General features: G+C 34.9%; 16 protein-coding genes. 1 reads left to right on the top strand and 15 read right to left on the bottom strand.

What is annotated here, in order from left to right; all coding sequences use genetic code 11:
• Window positions 1-246: 246 nt before the first annotated feature.
• The 14 genes from EGX95_RS15315 to spxA form a co-directional block, all read right to left on the bottom strand.
• On the bottom strand, window positions 247-1,041 hold the full coding sequence (locus EGX95_RS15315; protein WP_000551093.1) for an SDR family NAD(P)-dependent oxidoreductase: 795 nt from the start codon (window positions 1,039-1,041) through the stop codon (window positions 247-249).
• A 559-nt stretch (window positions 1,042-1,600) separates the two neighbouring features.
• Complete coding sequence (locus tag EGX95_RS15320; RefSeq protein ID WP_000158947.1) at window positions 1,601-2,200, bottom strand: nitroreductase family protein; 600 nt, start codon at window positions 2,198-2,200, stop codon at window positions 1,601-1,603.
• A gap of 387 nt (window positions 2,201-2,587) precedes the next feature.
• Window positions 2,588-3,661, bottom strand: coding sequence for a WD40/YVTN/BNR-like repeat-containing protein (locus EGX95_RS15325; RefSeq protein WP_000410429.1), 1,074 nt, complete (start codon window positions 3,659-3,661; stop codon window positions 2,588-2,590).
• Between the two features lie 426 nt (window positions 3,662-4,087).
• A complete protein-coding gene (locus EGX95_RS15330; protein ID WP_000793586.1) occupies window positions 4,088-4,927 on the bottom strand; it encodes an aldo/keto reductase in 840 nt (279 codons plus the stop codon).
• 16 nt (window positions 4,928-4,943) lie between these two features.
• Window positions 4,944-6,158: an MFS transporter gene (locus tag EGX95_RS15335; protein WP_001089895.1), complete on the bottom strand. Its 1,215-nt coding sequence runs from the start codon at window positions 6,156-6,158 to the stop codon at window positions 4,944-4,946.
• Window positions 6,159-6,737: 579 nt separating this feature from the next.
• On the bottom strand, window positions 6,738-7,211 hold the full coding sequence (locus EGX95_RS15340) for a tautomerase family protein (RefSeq protein ID WP_001128300.1): 474 nt from the start codon (window positions 7,209-7,211) through the stop codon (window positions 6,738-6,740).
• A gap of 46 nt (window positions 7,212-7,257) precedes the next feature.
• On the bottom strand, window positions 7,258-7,749 hold the full coding sequence (locus EGX95_RS15345; protein ID WP_002028060.1) for a heme-degrading domain-containing protein: 492 nt from the start codon (window positions 7,747-7,749) through the stop codon (window positions 7,258-7,260).
• Between the two features lie 558 nt (window positions 7,750-8,307).
• Window positions 8,308-9,627 (bottom strand): aromatic amino acid transport family protein, encoded by a 1,320-nt coding sequence (locus EGX95_RS15350; protein WP_001014168.1) that lies wholly within the window; start codon window positions 9,625-9,627, stop codon window positions 8,308-8,310.
• Window positions 9,628-10,700: 1,073 nt separating this feature from the next.
• On the bottom strand, window positions 10,701-12,347 hold the full coding sequence (gene ltrA, locus EGX95_RS15360) for a group II intron reverse transcriptase/maturase (RefSeq protein ID WP_001097732.1): 1,647 nt from the start codon (window positions 12,345-12,347) through the stop codon (window positions 10,701-10,703).
• 790 nt (window positions 12,348-13,137) lie between these two features.
• Window positions 13,138-13,473, bottom strand: coding sequence for an IDEAL domain-containing protein (locus EGX95_RS15370; RefSeq protein WP_000987477.1), 336 nt, complete (start codon window positions 13,471-13,473; stop codon window positions 13,138-13,140).
• A gap of 116 nt (window positions 13,474-13,589) precedes the next feature.
• The gene (gene saiR / locus EGX95_RS15375; protein WP_000093214.1) at window positions 13,590-14,003 is read right to left on the bottom strand and encodes an Rrf2-family transcriptional regulator SaiR; all 414 of its coding nucleotides are present in this window, start codon (window positions 14,001-14,003) and stop codon (window positions 13,590-13,592) included.
• A gap of 163 nt (window positions 14,004-14,166) precedes the next feature.
• Window positions 14,167-14,301: a BA3454 family stress response protein gene (locus EGX95_RS15380; protein WP_000573531.1), complete on the bottom strand. Its 135-nt coding sequence runs from the start codon at window positions 14,299-14,301 to the stop codon at window positions 14,167-14,169.
• Between the two features lie 109 nt (window positions 14,302-14,410).
• Window positions 14,411-14,545 (bottom strand): BA3454 family stress response protein, encoded by a 135-nt coding sequence (locus tag EGX95_RS15385; RefSeq protein ID WP_000573519.1) that lies wholly within the window; start codon window positions 14,543-14,545, stop codon window positions 14,411-14,413.
• Between the two features lie 47 nt (window positions 14,546-14,592).
• Entirely contained in the window at window positions 14,593-14,988 is a 396-nt protein-coding gene (spxA, locus tag EGX95_RS15390; protein ID WP_000261183.1) for a transcriptional regulator SpxA, read from the bottom strand.
• Between the two features lie 601 nt (window positions 14,989-15,589).
• On the opposite strand from spxA, the gene EGX95_RS15395 reads away from it, so the two are divergent.
• Window positions 15,590-15,934 carry a winged helix-turn-helix transcriptional regulator gene (locus tag EGX95_RS15395; protein ID WP_000860835.1) on the top strand — a complete coding sequence of 115 codons (345 nt, stop codon included), beginning with the start codon at window positions 15,590-15,592 and terminating at the stop codon, window positions 15,932-15,934.
• Window positions 15,935-15,998: 64 nt separating this feature from the next.
• Here the strand turns inward: EGX95_RS15395 and EGX95_RS15400 are convergent, their stop codons facing one another.
• Complete coding sequence (locus EGX95_RS15400; RefSeq protein ID WP_000146306.1) at window positions 15,999-16,736, bottom strand: GntR family transcriptional regulator; 738 nt, start codon at window positions 16,734-16,736, stop codon at window positions 15,999-16,001.
• Window positions 16,737-16,749 lie beyond the last annotated feature (13 nt).

Raw genomic sequence — 16,749 nt, forward strand, 5'->3', positions numbered from 1 at the left:
AAATAATACAAATAACAGCAGGATCACTTCGCCTTATCTTTGTCTTAAGAGGCGTGCCACAACCTTAAAAGCTTCCCATCCTTTACAACAAATAAAAAAATAACAGCCGAATTTTTCTTATAGTAGAAAATCCGGCTGTTTTCATATCACAATTTGCTTTATATATATTTCTGTTAATAAGTAAAATACAACTCATTTGCCTTACCATCTTTACCTTCAACAGCATATTATATTGTTTTAAATTTATTAAAATACACTACGTACTAATCCCCCGTCTATTCGCAACGCGGAACCATTAATCGCTGAAGATAGTGGGCTGCTTAAGAAAGTGACAAGATTGGCAATTTCTTCTGGTCGAATAAGTCTTTGAATAATAGAGGTTGGTCGATTTTCTTTCATAAATCGCTTCTCAGCTTCTTCTATTGTCAATTGCTCATTAGGATAAAGACTATTTAACATAGTCTCCACTCCTTCCGTTAAAGTCGAACCAGGCATGATAGTATTAACAGTCACATTCGTTCCTGTCGTCAGCTCAGCTAAACTACGAGAAAGTGAGAGTTGCATCGTTTTAGTCGCACTATAATGAGCCATTTCTTGAGATGGCATAATAGCTGCTTCGCTAGCAATAAAGATAACTCTTCCTTCTTTTCTTTCAATCATTTTTTTCAAGTACGAGCGAGTAAGTCGAACACCACTCATAATATTGACTTCAAACAATTTAAACCAATCTTCATCACGGATATCAAAATATTCTACAGGTTCAAAAATTCCTAAGTTGTTAATAAGAATGTCTACTTCAGGGTACTTTTCAATCACATTTTGGCACCCTTGTTCTGTTCCTAAATCAGCTACTACAGGTTGAAGAATGGCATCAGGATACTGCGCTCGAATTTCGTTTATCGTTTGATTAACATTTTCTTCACGGCGTCCATTAATAAGTACAGTAGCTCCTTCCGCTACTAATGAAGTGGCAATTGCTTTTCCAATGCCTGCCGTAGATCCAGTAACCAGTGCTGTTTTCCCTTTTAATTGCATATGCATATAGATCCCTCCAAATTCATGTGCTACATGATTGACTTACGTTGGAATAAATAATTACGTTTATATTGTGGTTCATTTCTCTTATCTTTAACAGAAAATAAGCTGATCCACCCTTTTTTCAAAAGAGTATAAACGAAAATTATGTAGCTATTGCACTCTGTACGGAATTAAAAAATCACATCAACAGCAGAGTAAAGCTAAAACCAACTAATAAATACCATTATGATATATATTAACGATAAAGAAAATTACGCACTTTAAAGTTCCATAGGAACAAAAAAGTGCCCTATAAACTATAATTTCTAACTCTTTATATTTGCTAAAGTAGTATCTTTTTTATCATAGAAAAGGTTGTAAAATCACACATTCTTACATACAGTTATAGGATTATTTTTATCCTAATTAACTAAAAACCATCATACTCCTTTATCACTTTCAAACATGAACAAAAAAACACGAAGACTTTAAAGTCTTCGTGTTTTTTAATATACATATTGCTACATTTGTGATGGAATTCATAACTAGGATCTTTTTACTCATTCCTTATGAATAACGTTTATTACTTATGAAATTTCACACGCTCTTCAAGCGGTTGGAATTCTTTTTCTCCTGGTGCAGCTGTTGGATTACCAAATGGCATTTGTGCAATTAGTTTCCAATTAGAAGGAACATTCCATTCTTGTTTTACCTCATCGTCGATTAATGGATTATAATGTTGTAAAGATGCCCCTAACCCCTCTGCTTCTAAACCTGTCCACACGACTAATTGGTGCATACCTGATGCTTGGTGTGACCAAATTGGGAAGTTTTCAGCATATGCAGCAAATTTTTCTTGAAGCGATTTAACAATAGCTTCATCTTCAAAGAATAGTACTGTTCCATAACCAGCTTTAAAAGAGTCCATTTTTTGTTGCGTTCCTGAAAAATCTCCATCTCCAACTACTTTTCTTAATGTTTCAGTTGTAATATCCCATAATTTATTATGAGCTTCACCAAATAATACAACTAATCGCGCAGTTTGAGAATTGAAAGCGGATGGAGTATATTTCACAGCAAACTCCACGATTTCTTTAATTTTTTCATCTGATACTTGTACCTCTTTATTAATCCCATAGTAAGTACGTCTTTCTTTCAATGCAGTATAGAAATCTTTTGTCATAATTCAATTCCTCCTAAGTTTTAATATTCTTCAAAATGTTACATTGCGAAGATAATATGAGTTGAAATGAGTTCATTTTTGAACCATTGAACTCCATAACACCAATTGCCAGTCATTCTGAATCTAAACCACTGCTTATTGCTTCAGTTTACCTAAAAAAATTCTTATAGCATCATTGATACAATCTAGTGATCATTCGGTATTATTTTACCCATTCTCTATTCATGTATCCTGCTTGTTTCATATTTACACAAATATGAAAATAACCTTAAATTGATAGTCAAAAAGCCAGGTAACACGAATAACGCATTACCTAGCTTTTTACATTTTCAAATTCAATTCAAATAACCATACTTAATGAATAGTTGTAAAAATTATACTCATTACTTATTTAATAATTAACATCTCATAAGGGTGTTGTTCCATAAATCTGTTCTCCCATGGAATATCTAATGACGTCCAATTTGAACCCCCATCTACCGACTTATAAACCCCTTTATTACTAAATAAATAGAACGTTCCATCACTTGTTGCCTTTAATACTGGTATGATTGTGCCCTTAGGAGTTGGTAAACCTGCATTCATTTCTGTCCAAGGCTGATCTTTTTCTTTCTTATAAATATATGATTCACAATTTCCATTATTGTAATCGTGTGCTACGTGTGGATTTGAAGATGTCGCAATAATAATATTTTCCGGATCATTTGGATTAACTGCCATTTGATATGCGTAATGATGCTTTAGCCCACTACACATATAGTTCCACGTCTTACCTCCATCATTACTCTCCGCATACTCTTGACCTGGTTCTTTCAAGAATGAATCACCTAACACCCCGTATAAACGATTTGGAGCATTGCGATGTGATGTAAGAATGTGAATATCTTGAGGGTAGTTCCCCTCTTTTTCCTCAGTCCACGTCTTACCTCCATCTACACTTTTAATTAATCCCCCAACCTCAATCGTTGTATATATAGTTTCTGGATTATTAGCATCAATTTCAATATGTTTTACGTGGTGCGTATATGTTCTTTGAGGAAAGAACCATGATGAATACGATGGCATTTGTCGATAATCCGTTAGCAATTCAAAACTGTCTCCTCCATTTTTGGATACAAACATGGCGCTCGGTTCAGTTCCTACATATACGATCCCGTTACCGTCATCACCCTTCGCTGGAGATACAGAAACTGCTGTAATGGCTCTCATATGAATAGCATTAGCTGGGAACACTTCACCAAAAGAAGGTAAAGTTCCAATCGCTTCCCATGAACTTCCTCCATCTTTACTTCTCCATAATCCTCTATCAAAAGTACCACAATACATTCTTTCTGAATCGTATGGATCTAAAGCTAACGCAACTGGATTCGCACCTACAAACTGTGATTGGACACTCCATGTTGAGTCTTTTTTTTCTGCAATTACAAGCTCTCTATCAAACGCTAATATAAATTTTTCCATAAGTAAAATCTCCTCGTTTCATAATATATCTACTGTATTATTTAAATTTTCGCCATTACAATTTAAGAGGCGAATTTTATATGCCATAGCATATAAAAGATAAAATTTATAATCAATATGTGATTAAAAACTTACATTATATATTTTGTTAATTTCACATCAGTGCGATGAACAAGATACCCTGTTCACTCATATAAGTCCATATGCCACCTCCAAATAACTTGCAATATACATGCTATAGCATACATATTATAGAATGCATGATTACATGTCAAACTTTAATACTATCTTAGAGTAAGTTCTCTACATAGCCAAAAGCAATTTAACAGCCATAATATAAACGCTAATCAAATAAACAGAAACATTTTATTGAATAGAAAATAAAAAAGAGTGCAACTTTGCACTCTTTTTACTCATTCTTTAATCTTAGAAATCAAAGTTATCAGGGTCTGGACCAACGCGGTGATTTTGGTTTAACGCATCGATTTTTTCCATATCTTCTTTCGTTAATTCAAAGTTAAATACATCAGCGTTTGCAATAATACGGTGTTCTTTCGTTGATTTTGGAATTGTAATTACTCCATTTTGAAGATCCCAACGTAAAATCACTTGTGCTGTTGTTTTACCGTATTTCTCAGCAATTGCCTGTAATGTTTCATTATCTAATAATTGACCTTGCATTAGTGGTGACCATGCTTCCATTTGAATACCTTGTTCTTTACAGAAAGCTTGTAATTCTTTTTGTGTTAAACGAGGATGGTATTCTACTTGGTTGATCATTGGCTTAATTTCTGCATCTTTTATTACATCTTGCAAATGATGAATTTGGAAGTTACTTACGCCAATTGCACGTACACGCTTTTCTTTATAAAGCGTTTCTAACGCTCTCCACGTATCTTTATATTTCCCTTCTACAGGCCAGTGAACAAGATATAAATCTAAATAATCTAGTTGTAATTTTTTTAAACTCTCTTCATATGCAGCAATTGTTTCTTCGTATCCTTGGTCTGCGTTCCATACTTTTGAAGTGATAAATAATTCTTCTCTTGAAATTCCAGTCGCTTCAATACCAGCGCGAATTCCTTCACCTACAGCTGCTTCATTTCCATAAATCGCAGCTGTATCGATGCTACGGTATCCTGCCTTAATTGCTGATTTAATTGCTTCTACAAGCTCTGGTCCTTCTTCTACTTTAAATACACCTAAACCAAACCAAGGCATTTCTACACCGTTATGCAATGTTGTTGTACTTTGTAAGTTTTTCATTATATTTTCTCTCCTTTTATTTTACTTGATCTCGTTTTTCTAATGACATGCTCCATGCTGTTAAAATAACAGCACCTACTACCATAATGCCGCCTACCCAAGCCGTATGAATTAACCCTAACGAATTCGTTACAATACCACCTAAATAAGCACCAAGAGCAATCCCGGCGTTAAACGCCGCAATATTAATTGCCGATGCAACATCGACAGCACTCGGTACAAATCGTTCAGCTAACATTACGACATATACTTGTAACCCTGGAACATTCATAAATGCGAATAGTCCCATGAAAATAATTGTAATTAACCCAGCTACTTTAAATGGCGCTGTAAATGTTAAAACAAATAATATAATCGCTTGAATAAAGAACATGTAAAATAGCGCTCGAATCGGATTATGATTCGATAATTTCCCGCCAATCACATTCCCTATTGCAATGGCGATTCCATACACTAATAAAATGATAGTAACCGTATTAGCTTTAAATCCTGTTACTTCTTGTAATAACGGAGATAAATACGTAAATGTTACGAATGTTCCCCCATATCCTAATGCAGTAATGATGAAAACTAGTAACAGTCTTCCGTTTGTAATTAATTTAAACTGATCGCGGAATGATACAGACGCACCTTTTTTCATATTAGATGGAATGAGAATACTATTTGCGATTAAGGCAATAATTCCAATTACTACAATTGCTAAAAATGATGTTCTCCAGCCAAATTGTTGACCAATAAATGTTCCAATTGGTGCTCCTGTAATAGTTGCAACTGTTACACCAGTAAACATAATGGCAATGGCGCTAGCACGTTTATTTTCTGGTACAAGTGCCGCAGCAATCGTTGAACCAATTGACATAAACACACCATGCGAAAGTGCAGAAACAATTCGCGCAATAAGTAATACAGTGAAACTTGTTGCGACAGCTGCAATTCCATTACCAATAATGAAAATAATCATAATCCACATTAATAACGTTTTTCGTGACATATTAGCTGTTAACGACGTTAATACCGGAGCACCAAATGCTACGCCTAACGCATATAAAGAAACTGTTAAACCAGCTGTTGTCACCGACACATGTAAATCTTCCGAAATAGATGGTAATAAACCGACACTAACAAATTCAGTTGTCCCAATCCCGAACGCACTAATTGCTAGCGCTAATAACGCAAATATACTTCTTCGATTCGTCTGAACTTCTGAAGACGATGCTGTATATGAATTCAATTGATTTCCCCTCTTCCCTATAATTCCTATCATAATAGTGCGATAAAAAGGCCCTTTTATCTTTCAAAACATATATTTAATCTCTACAAACGCTATTATGAATGGTCTCATTCTCTTTTTAAAGAACGCACTTTAAAGTACTATAGATACTTTTTAGTACCGTAAAGCTTGTCTCTTTCCTACATGTACTATTATTAAATATATTTAACATAATGAATAGTACGCACTTTAAAGTGCTGTAGGTACTAAAAAGTAACATAGTTAATTACTAGTACCATAAAGCTTGTTTCCCTCTCACATGTGCTATTATGAATGATATTTAACATAATAAAAAGTACGTACTTTAAAGTACTATAGGTACTAAAAAGTAACATTTATATAACCTAGCTTATTTTGCTCAAAAATTGAAATCTACATTCCATGAAAAAGACTTTCAAATGAAGAAATACCCTTTCTCGTAGAGGCAACTTTAGAGGACATTACTTAAACATATAAAGGTCATGCTCATTACCACAGACAAATAATAAAAAGGCAAAAACGAACAGAAATTTGTTCATTTTTGCCTTTTTTATTTAACAATTAAAATGTACGACTTTTGGAAAGGAAATCTTTATCGGCTCCCGTTACACCACTTTGCCCCCAGTTTCCTGGAATCATTTCACGGATGAGAATAAGGACTTTATCCAAAGGTGCATGCGTATATTTAGAGGTTAATTGTGTAAGCTCATTTACCCACTTATCCTTCGTCTCTTGATCAAATGTATTCCATATATCAATCTTAATAATAGCCATTCCATCAACGTTACCAGACGGTGTATCGTAAGACTCTTTTGTCTCCCAATTGGACACCCTACTTTTCTCAGCAAAGGTAGCATCACTTGCTACAGCCCCAGCTTTCCCCCAATTTTCTTTCTCAAGTTCCGTTATCAACACTTGAATTTTGTCAGGGACAATTTTTAATCGTTTTATTGTAAGTTCCGTTACATTATAAATGAATTCCTTCTTTTCTTCTGTTGACATGGTTGGCCAAGTATTTAGTTCAATTAATGGCATAGTATTGCCCCCTAAAGTTAATTAATTATTTATTCACTAGCTACAACTATTGGTTTAAATGATTTTTAACTGCCCTTACTACCAATTCATGATCTTCTTCTGGTGGTAATCCTGATACTGTTATCATTCCAATAACCCCTACGTTTTTTATTCTAATAGGAAAGCATCCACCAAACGCAGCATATTCCGAAGTATCTAAAAGATATTTTTCATTATATGAGATTCCAGTTATTTCACTTTGTATCTGCATATAATACGAGCTACGATCATGCAGGGAAACGACTCGTTTTTTACGTTCAATCCATTTCGTATTTTCCGCATTTGTCCCTGTCATCTTGAAATGAAATAATTGCACACCATTTTTCGTTATATCAACAGCAATCAATTTCCCCTCTCGCTTTGCTGTTTCAACGATAAATAAACCTATTTGCAAGGCATCTTCATTTGTAAAAGAGGAAAATTGAAGTGTTTCCTCCTCTTTTAAAATTTGTTTACTTATTTCATTCAAATTTGAAGAACTCATATCTTTAACCTCCATAATTGTTTTATGCCACTACGGCATTTTTTGAAATTATTAGGCCATATAGTACAACCTTTCAATCAATCTGATTCTAAATAAAATGCTGTAACATCATTGGTAACTAGTACCGTAAAGCTTGTTTTCTTCTTACTGGTGCTATTATGAATGATATTCAAAGTTATAAAAAGTACGCACTTTAAAGTGCTATAGGTACTTTAAAGTACTATTTTACTTATCCCTATCTTACAGAGACTATTATGAAATATATTTAACATCTTAAAAATGTATGTACTAAAGAATAATATTTTTCATATCAAACTTTTTTTGCTCAATGACTGTAATTCAAATTCATGAAATTTTTGTATTAAGGCAAACAAAAATAAAAGAACCTAGCCGATACTAGATTCCTTTCTGATTAAAAAACACTCCTATATACCGAAACAGCCACCTTATCTGAAAAGGTGGCTGTTTGTTTACAAATTGAATAAAAAGGACAAACTCTCCAGCGTGAGAGGTTTGTCCAAAAATAGATATTCCATATCCTACTACTTTTACACTAAAATCAAAAATCGTGAATTAGAATAATGATTTAATACTTGCTAAAACAGTAAGGACACCTACAATAATAACAAATACGTTACTCATTTTCCCTTTGTACTTAGCTAATACCGGTACTTTTTGAATCGCATACATCGGTAATAGACATAAGATAGCAGCAACTAATGGACCGCTTAGAGAATCAATAAGTCCAAGAATACTTGGATTTGTATAAGCAACAAACCAGCATGATAATACAACAAAAGTAAGGATTATTGTCTTAATTGTTTTTTCTTCAATATCTTTTCCACGTGATTTACCAAACTTAATAATCATGTCTCGCATTACTTCAAATGCTCCGATATAATGGCCAAGGAATGACTTTGTAATAGCCACAAAAGCAATGATTGGAGCTGCAATCGTGATTACAGGCGAATTAAGCTCATTCGCAAGATATGAAAGAATTGATAAGTTTTGTTCTTTTGCCATTTTTATATCATCTGGAGTCAAGCTCAATGCGCTACTCCAAACGAAGAACATAACAACAGCGAATGTCATGATATAACAAACCTTTTGTATTTGCGCACATTTCGCATCAGTGGCTTCGATTCCATACGTAGCTCTCTGTTTCACAACAAATGATGAAATCATAGGTGAATGATTAAATGAGAATACGATGATTGGTAGAATCATCAATATCGTCCCAAAATAGCCTGTTCCTGTTGAAGCAGTTGAAACAGCTGAAAAACTAAGCATTGACGTATTCCACTGTGGAATTAAAGATATTGCGATAAACAGTAGAGAAACGATGAAAGGATACACTAACATACTCATTACCTTTACAGTAATATCTTGACCAAAATTTAGTATAGCGATAAGACCAAGAACTAATACAAGTGATAAAATTGCTCTTGGAGGTTCTGGCATGTGCAATTGATGCACGATAAAACTACTTGCAGTGTTTGTAAGCGCAACCGAATACATTAGTACGATTGTATAAATTGAACCGAAATATACGATGTTAAAAATGATACTCGCTTTATTTCCAAAATACTCTCTAATTGTACCTGTGATCCCCTCATCAGCAGAATTAGAAGCGTATATCATTTTAGCAAGTGCCCTATGTGAGTAGTACATAACTGGATATGCAAGCAATGTAATTAGTAGTAAAGATAATAAACCACCTGAACCTGCATTAATCGGTAAAAAGAGCACCCCTGCTCCAATTGCAGTTCCAAATAGACTGAGTGCCCATGTAGTATCCTGCTTATGCCACTTTTTCGGATCTGCATATTGCTCATTTTTTAGTGCGGTATTTTCAGCTTGAACTTCTATTTTCTTTGCAGTATTCCCGTTCATATAATAGCTCCCCCTTGTATCTATTCCTGCCTCTCTCTTAATAGCTACCGAATATTTTCCTTTTTGGGAAAATGAATTCCTTACAAGTTGCCCCACATTGTATGTCCTTCATCATAATGAATCCAAATTGAAACATTCGCTAATTAGCGTCCTAATATAATTGTTAGCGTTCACAAAAAAGTTTACTCGTAATATCCGCTCTTTATATAAAGACCCCTTAAGAGAACAATATAGAATAGACTTCATAAATACGTTGCAACATTTCTAATAACAGTGTATTACTTTCATGGTTTCTCTTTTTTACTTTTAACAGTAATTTTAGCTAAACCGGCCTCTCTTCATTTGCGAGGCATTTCTTTCTCAATTCTATACATTAACTTTCATAACTTCGGTAGCACTGATGATATTGCTTACACAAGCCACTGAAGTACTTTACATACATTTCGCCTCTAATCACACACCTTTCTTACTAATAATCGCATTTTTTATATTTTCTCCAGAGATAATAAAATTTCTCTCGACGCCCTCATTATAACGTGTATATTTATAAAATTAATATTTTTATATTTTCAGAAATATTAATCGGATATAATTTTACATGGATAACATTTTACAGTTCGCATGCAACCCTTGTTCCTATCGCTTAAAACTGAATGAATTAGCATAAAACACAGTCACATATTATTTATCCAAGTTACTTATTATAAAGATACTTATATTCTTCTTTGTCAAAAAAATTTATTTTAATTTAAAAAGATATTCTAATAAATAATTAATGTGGTTAAAAAGAAATATCTTTTTGAATATACCAACCAATTTTCAGGATATATATTATCGACATTGCATTCATATACATTTTTAGGAAGCTACCTTTTACTTGATGGCAATAAGAGGACCGCTAACATTTTACAAAAACCTACGCTAAACGCAAAAATACAATAAGCTGCCCATATCGGGCAGCTTATTTAGTCGGGTAAGCGGGGGGCATCGCTGCCCCCAACTCCCCTCAGAACCGTACGTGACAGTTTCCCATCATACGGCTCAAGCCTTCTTTTTATCCGATTTCAGTCCCTTTAGTATAGGCAAGGTAAGTGAACTAATTTTAAGTTTAAATTAGACAATATGAGGTGTTGCGGAACAGGCATGTCTTTTACGACTACCTTTTCCCCGTTTTGTAGTGGAGTTTTGCAGATAGCGCAGCGGTAACCTTGTTTTCTAGCCAGCTTCATTCTATCCATCGTGTTTTCCGTATCAAATACCTTACGGTCTCTTTTTTCCCAGTATTCTTTCAATGTTGGGTCATCAGGACTATTTTTGAATTTCACCATGTTGTGTCTCTCAATCTTAATCCATGACATATGTAAGAGTTGGATATTTGTTTTCGGGCAGGTTGGTGTCCAAGCATTTCCACCATGATGTGGATGCCTGTAATATCTTGCATATATCCATTTCCACGACTTCTTTGGATGGAGCTGTCGAAGATGTTTGCCGATTCTCCAATAGATATAGCTATCCATTGTACCAAAGATTTTCTTAGAAACGACATGTTTCCAGTATTGCCCGTATCCTCTGATAATAGGATTAAGCACTCGGATGATTTCTCCGATGGGTTGACCCCTCATGACACGTAAAGTATCTCCAATTTTCTTCTTCGCTTTCTGTCTACTGCCCTTACTTGGTTTGATGAACAGTTTATTCCCCTGTTCAGTTTGGTACTGCCGAATCAAGAATCCTAGGAACTCAAATCCTTCCTCAATATGTGTAACCTTCGTCTTTTCAGGGCTTAATTCCAATCCCCTGTCCTTTAAGTAGGGACGAAGTCTCATATATACAGAGAGTGCTTGTTCTTTTGTCTCCGTTAAGACCACAAAATCATCTGCGTAACGGATAAGGGTAAATTTGCAAGCAGGATTCATAATATAACTATCATTAGCTTTATAGTTTTTCTTGTAAGTAATTCCCAAGGTTTCTTCCATTCCATGAAGGGCAATGTTAGCGAGAAGTGGCGAGATAATTCCTCCTTGCGGAGTACCTTCTTGCGTTTCCGCGAAAAAGCTTTGCTCCATGTATCCCATCTTGAGCCATCGCTTCAATAGTTTTCTTCCTGGGAAGTAAGAAGTTTGTTTGAGTATCCACTCATGGTTGAGATGATCAAAACAGCCCTGAAAATCTCCTTCAAATATCCATTTCTTCTTTGTGCCCCCGTTGATTCTATTGAAAATGCTTCGTATGGCATCATGGGTACTTCGCTTAGGACGAAACCCGTAAGAAATAGCTTCAAATCTGGCTTCCCACTGTGGTTCAAGGGCATTTCGCACTATATTTTGATATACCCTATCCTTTATAGTTGGGATGCCCAACGGTCGCAATTTTCCGTTTTTCTTCACAATGTATATACGTTTTGCTGGTTTTGGTCGGTGTTGTAGCGTATTTAACTTTTTGAGTTGCTCATAGAGAAGATTTCTTTCTCTGCGACTCAAGGCTGTATGTTCATCAACACCTGCTGTTCGCTTTCCTTTATTCTGCTGTGTTACTCGTCTAATTGATAACAGTAAGTTTGCTTCGCTTCTCATGAGTAAGCGTTGAAGTTTTCTTACCTTTCTTTGTTGCTGTAACTGTTCGGCACGGTAAATTCTTTGTCGTAACTTCGTCACATACATCTGAACTGCTTTCCAGTTTGTATACGAGACGTGCGCCGACGCTCGTTCTGAGGTGTTCATAACTGCACGCTCCTATTCGTCAGAAGATAACTTACAAATGTATTTCCATGTTGAAGACCTATAAGAAGTGGGCTCCCTTTCAGGCTTGTCATGGGTTTGTCCGTAAGGACGACAATATCCGCTCAGTTATACATATTTCTATGCTTTCCTGTTTCCTTTCGGCTAGCGGCTTTTGCTTTCTCTTATATCCTTTACCCTCTGCCACATCGTTTGACTTTACAGTCATCCTACTGCTTGCGCAGATGACATAGGGCTTACCAAGTTTCACATTCCACAGATACGACAGGGTTAGGTGGACTCTTTACTCCGGATAAGTTGCGGGATGCAACGCGGCAGTATTATGAGAATGCCTTTCCTCTTATCAAGACCTGGGTAGAGCTGTACATTATCCCAAGCTAACGATTACGAAGCTTACGAGCCTTCACTCTCGTTCACCGTACCTGTCTTCTCCTAGCGGTATTCCGAGTCATGTACAGACTCTCTGTTTCCACATTTCCTCATGCAACCCACGAGCCCGTTACCAAGTCCGCAGTTTCGGATGGAGATAGACTTTGCATCTAATCTAGTAGCAGAAGCTACCCTGTGGGAATGCGACTTCTTGTCGCACCATAACAATTGTTATCAGAGGTGTGCAAACAACTGAATGCAATGTAATCTTAATTCGAGTTTTTTCAACTCTTCTTCAGGAATATTTCTATATTTATAATGAATCGTTTTTATATCATTTCCTTAGAGATGATATTATTGATTATTGCACGATTCAACCTATTAAAAGCAAATCATGTAATCTTTAAAATCCTTCGTTAACTAGCTCTTTTATTGAGTTTAATTTTGAAGAAAGCTCGATAAACCATTCTTCGTCTCCTGTTAATAATGCAAGGTCTATCAGATAAAGGATTTGCTCCTTATTGATTACCTTTGATTCAGGAAGTTTGTTAACATGTTTACTAAAGAGTAAAATCGCTTCGTTTATTGTGTACTTGTCGTCACGTTTCACAATACTAACTGTAACTATATCTTCCGCTTCATCAAGTGATACAATGTAACCAACTATGAATTCGCCCTCATTTGATATTCCACGAACCCAATCTCCTACTTTTACAACTTGATTATTATTTGACATCATACTTTTTCACCTTCTTATAAATATTTTTTGTGACGATAAAAACGAAATTAAACTGTAATATTTTCCATTACATTTCAATAGTAAGAACTTACGGCTCTATATAACAAGTAAGCCACTTAACGTTCTTGATTGATAAGATCCACAACTTCTTTCATTGTGTAATTCTTTAAGTATTCACCTAGATGTTCTTCCGCACCTAAGAAAATAGTGAACAGCACTTTTCGCATGTTTGAACCTACAATACACTGATCATTTGATTCTGGGCACTTAGGCTGCAATGCACCTTCAGAGGTTATTTGATAAATATGCCAAAGATTAACTTCATCTAAATCTCGGGCGAAAATAAAACCGCCACCAGTCCCCTCTTTCGATTGTATAAACTTATGTTTTTTTAATAAACTTAGTACTTTGCGAATACGTACTGGGTGAACACATGCACTTTCTGAAATCGCATTACTTGTTGACATCCGGTCTGGCTGTAAAGCTAAATAAGTTAAACTGTGTATGGCCAAAGTAAAGTCGCTGCTCATTGTTTTCCTCCTACGATCAAAAATATTGTTTCTCCTATATTAACATACTGTAGCCATAAATATTACAGATAGGTTAGTCAAACGTTAAAATATATAAGAACCACTCTTAGCATAAAGAAATAGATTCCATAACTCCCTTTAGCTTTTTAAGTTAAACATACATTTAAAGACTCCATTGTTTCTTCACTTGCTCTTCTGCCAATTGTTTAATTTTTGTCCATATCGTATCTTTGCTTACAATAACATTTGTTTGATAATTTCTATCATTATAATTGACTGTAACACATACTTCTATCATTTCCTGCTTCCTCCTTTCAAACAAATTTCTTATCTATATTTAAGTCCTGAAAAGTCTTGGATTTAGTTATAATCTCTAACCTATAACTTCATTTTTTTGATAATCATATTTAAAAATCCCACTGTTTTTTGACTTGTTCTTCTGCCAATTGTTTAATTTTTGTCCACACCGTATCTTTGCTTACAATAACATTTGTTTGATAGTTTCTATCTTTATAATTCACTGTAACGCATACTTCTATCACCTTCAGTTTCCTCCTTTCAAAAAATTTCTCTCTCATACCATTACTTATTAATTAGCCAACTTTTGCAGTTCAATATTTAAAAATGTTCGAACGCTACGTGGTAAAAATTTACGAATTTCTTCGTCATTAAAACCAATCTGTAATCTTTTCTCGTCCAGCATAATTGGGCGACGCAACATTAGCGGATGCTCAATTATTAATTGATAAAATTCATTCAGCGAAAGCTCATCTATATTTATATTTAAGTCTTGAAAAGTTTTGGATCTAGTTGAAATTATTTCAGTGGCACCCTCTTCAGTTAAACGAAGAATGGATTTAAGTTCATCCACTGTCATAGAATTGGATACGATATTTTTTTCAGTATAATCAATTTGATTCTCTTCCAGCCATGCTTTCGCTTTTCGGCATGAACCACAGCTTGCTGTTGTATATAAAACCACCATATTTCACTCACTCCTTTAATGTTCTTTATAAAATGTACACTTTAAATATCGTTTGTTGAAATGTATTAAAAAAAATTACAGTTTAGAATCAAATTCACGTAATGTTAGTTATTCGGCAATGTTTCGTTTATTTTTTACTACTCAGTTCTTTGCATGCTTCTTTTATAAAATAGTTGAAACTACATTTTACAGATGATGACAACTCACTTCTTAAATCTATACTGTAATTTTAAACCTTACAGTTCTATTAATCAAATGTTAAGTCTTGGATTAATTAATCATTTTTTGTGAATGTCCCCATAGTGTTATGCCGACCCATTCTAAATGCACTTCAAAGTACATTTTATTCATTTCTTACTTACATGTGTTAGTATGAACGATATTCCGCATAATAAAAAGTACGTACTTTAAAGTGTTATAGGTACTAAAAAGTAACATATAAACTTTCTAGTGCAGTTCTACATCGGTTATTATGAACGATATTTCGCACAATAAATAGTGCGCACTTTAAAGTGTTATAGGCACTAAAAAGAAATAATTTTATTATTAAAGCGTATGTAAGTCCAAAACTGTAATCTACATTCATCAAAGGAGTTTTTTTATGAAGACATACAATATTCCTGTAGAAGCGACTTTAGAAGTTATTGGCGGAAAGTGGAAGGTTGTTATTCTTTGCCATTTAAAAAAAGGAACAAAAAGAACGAGTGAATTAAAACGTTTAATGCCTGGTATTACACAAAAAATGTTAACACAACAATTACGGGAACTAGAAGAAGATGGTGTAATCCAAAGGAAGGTATATGACCAAGTGCCACCGAAAGTAGAGTATTCTTTAACGGATTACGGTTCGTCTTTAGGAGCCATACTTGATTCCCTCTGCACTTGGGGAGAAGTTCATCTTGAAAAAACCGGGAACACATCCATGCTGATTACAGCAGATGAATAATAGCTGTTCCTACTATATTGAAAACAGAAAATAGGTTGAGGCAATACGTGCCCCAACCTATTTTTTATACCTCTTTATAACTTTTTGCAGTAATAACTGTTTCGAATTCAAAGGTTTCCGGCAAATGATCGGCGTAAGAGTATTCAAAAGTGCGTCCATCCGTTAAGTAGGCCACCTGTTCCACTCTCATTAGGAAATCTTGATTTGTTAAGTTCATAAACTGCTTTTCTTTATCATCCGGGCGAATTCCTTTAACCCTAACAACGGATGTTCCCACTTGAAGACCTAGTTTATTTTGAATGTGGGAGTAGATTGATTCCTCTAAAACAGAAACATCAACACCTGGAATGACCGAAATCGGCATCCATGTATGCTCCATAATCGTTGGAATACTGTGAATGATGCGGAGGCGGATGATTTTATATACAAAATCCCCTACTGAAATACCCAATTTTTCAGCAATGACTTCATCGACACCGACAATCGTAAACTCAATAATTTTACTTTCTACCTCACTGCCATAAACAGCTTTTGTACCTGTTAAAGTTTGAATCATTCGCGCCTTTTCTTGCTGACGCCAATCTTGAACGACCGTTCCACTTCCGCGCCGGCGAATGATGTAGCCGTCTCTAACTAACAGATCCAGCGCCTTTTTTATAGTAAGGACAGAAACATCAAATTCTTCAGCAAGGACGGGGCTACTTGGAATTTTTTCGTTAATCTTATATTCGCCGTCTAAAATTTGCTGTTTCATTTTTTGATAAATGCCGAGGTATTTTACTTGTGTGGATCCGCTTGCCATTTCCATACCTCCT

The sequence above is a fragment of the Bacillus sp. FDAARGOS_527 genome (assembly GCF_003812125.1).
Taxonomy (GTDB): Bacteria; Bacillota; Bacilli; order Bacillales; family Bacillaceae_G; genus Bacillus_A; species Bacillus_A paranthracis.